The following is a 1761-nucleotide window of genomic DNA, read 5'->3' as shown; positions in this document are numbered from 1 at the left end:
TGATTCGGTTTTATCTTTCGTCGGCGAACGCCGGTACTTTTTGACCTCGGTCTTCCACTCGAACGCGATGCGGGAACCGTCATCATCGCCCTCGGAAATATCATCCCCGATCACCATGTCGGCGTCGGTTTCCTGATCGAGTTTCAGCACGTCTTTGAGTGCGCCGCCGGTCGCCACAAAGCGGCGCTTGTGCGTCTGGCGGGTCAGTTCGAGGAACCATTTAGGATCGGCCACCATGTCGGCCGGCTTCGTGGAATATTTCAGGGTTTCGGCCACTGCGCCGCGCACCAGTTCGGCGGTCGCGCAGGCCAGCGATTCGCCGTCCTTCGGCTTGCGGGGTTTCACTGCCCGGACATCGACATTCGGATCGTAACTGACCCGCAGGCACTCACGCCACAGCTCAACCCAGCGTTCATGCCTGACGTAACTCTTCCCGTTAAGCATGCCCGGCGGAACCATCATCAGGGTGTGGAAGTGCGGGTGTGCGCTGCCGTCACTGCCGCGGGTGACTTCCGTGGTGCGTATCCAGCCCTGAACTGGTCGGAACTCTTTACGGTCCTTCAGTCGCTGGAAAGCCGTGTTCATCCGGCTCAGCGTCTCGCCCAGCTCCTCGATCGCGCAGTTGCGCACGGTCAGGGTCAGAAACATCCAGCGGGAATCGGGGTAATCCGCCACGATACGCGGCAGGGACTGGTAGAAACGGGCTTGCCACATCAGGGAGCGCCTCCACTGGCAGACAGGACAGTGCCGGACACGGCAGAAATGCGCCTCACGCAGCCTCAGGCGCGTTTCTCCGGTTTCTTTGAGGGTAGACCACCCAAACCTCAGTAAACCGCCACAGGAGGCCATACGCGCCCCGTAGCGCTCATATTCAGCCGCAAGCAGGTAAATCCCTCCCACGTCGTCAGAAACGCTTCTGTGAGCGTCCCACGGCGCATCTGAGGGGGAGTAGTCAGTTAGGTTCTGGAGTTCAGGATTTTGCATGCACACCGCCCCATGCTGGGCGATGGCTCATTTGACGTGTTATCATTGCCATATCACCTGTGTTGTCGTGTCCAAATTCGAATTCCTACAGGTGGTCACACCCCCGAACTGTTAGCGCAGTTGCGGGGGTCGCTTTTTTCTGCGACCACTCCCGACAGAATACTTCCAAAACCATTTTCAGGCAAATCACACTCAAACCCTTGCGGCACAAGGGCTGGCGGCGTTTTTTGACGCCAGAGTTATCCCTTAAGTATAAATACAAGGATCGCGCGCACGAGACTCCGGCCATTTTCTGACCGATTTCCCTCGCGCGCACGCGAGGCTCACAATTCAGGGTCCGATTCTGACATCAAATCATGAGCCAACCTGGTCAGTTTCCGTTGACGGATATGCCGGGGATCATTTTCTTTTTCGGCCTTCCGCTGCGCATAGGCCGCCATGAACATTTCCCGATCCACATGCGCACCCATCTCATCGAGAATCTCAAACAGCCGGTTATCCAGTCTGACGATCATGCCTACCCCCTCAAAAAACGCTTATCAGGTGGTTGCGCTCACTGCGTGATCACAACCACCCCCTGTAAGTATTTTACGGGTGCTGTCGTCAATCACTAAATCGGAACCCACTGGCAAGCCAGCGGGACCCCGCGATTTAGCGTTTGACGATTTCGGGAACGGCGAACGCTGACAGATTTTAATCTGGCGGCGTGAGGTGTTGGCAGGGTGTCGGGGCGCAGCCCTGACGGATCGTTTTTGGTACCGGCATCGTGATGGCGGT

At 57.3% G+C, this 1761-nt stretch carries 2 protein-coding genes; both read right to left on the bottom strand.

What is annotated here, in order from left to right:
* Positions 1–849 (bottom strand): protein rep (locus DRV85_RS18790; RefSeq protein WP_233495597.1); only part of this gene is annotated, 849 nt, incomplete at its 3' end.
* 458 nt (positions 850–1307) lie between these two features.
* Positions 1308–1499, bottom strand: coding sequence for a hypothetical protein (locus DRV85_RS18785; protein ID WP_020324555.1), 192 nt, complete (start codon positions 1497–1499; stop codon positions 1308–1310).
* Positions 1500–1761: the final 262 nt, after the last annotated feature.

Origin of the sequence: Rhodosalinus halophilus, from assembly GCF_003298775.1 — a bacterium.
GTDB classification, from domain to species: Bacteria; Pseudomonadota; Alphaproteobacteria; order Rhodobacterales; family Rhodobacteraceae; genus Rhodosalinus; species Rhodosalinus halophilus.
Note: the sequence above shows the minus strand (reverse complement) of the source record. Positions and strands in the feature narration are given on the sequence as shown.

What these genes read in the sequence shown, in the direction of transcription:
- DRV85_RS18785 (WP_020324555.1), bottom strand. Translation starts at nt 1,499, where the DNA reads ATGATCGTCAGACTGGATAACCGGCTGTTTGAGATTCTCGATGAGATG.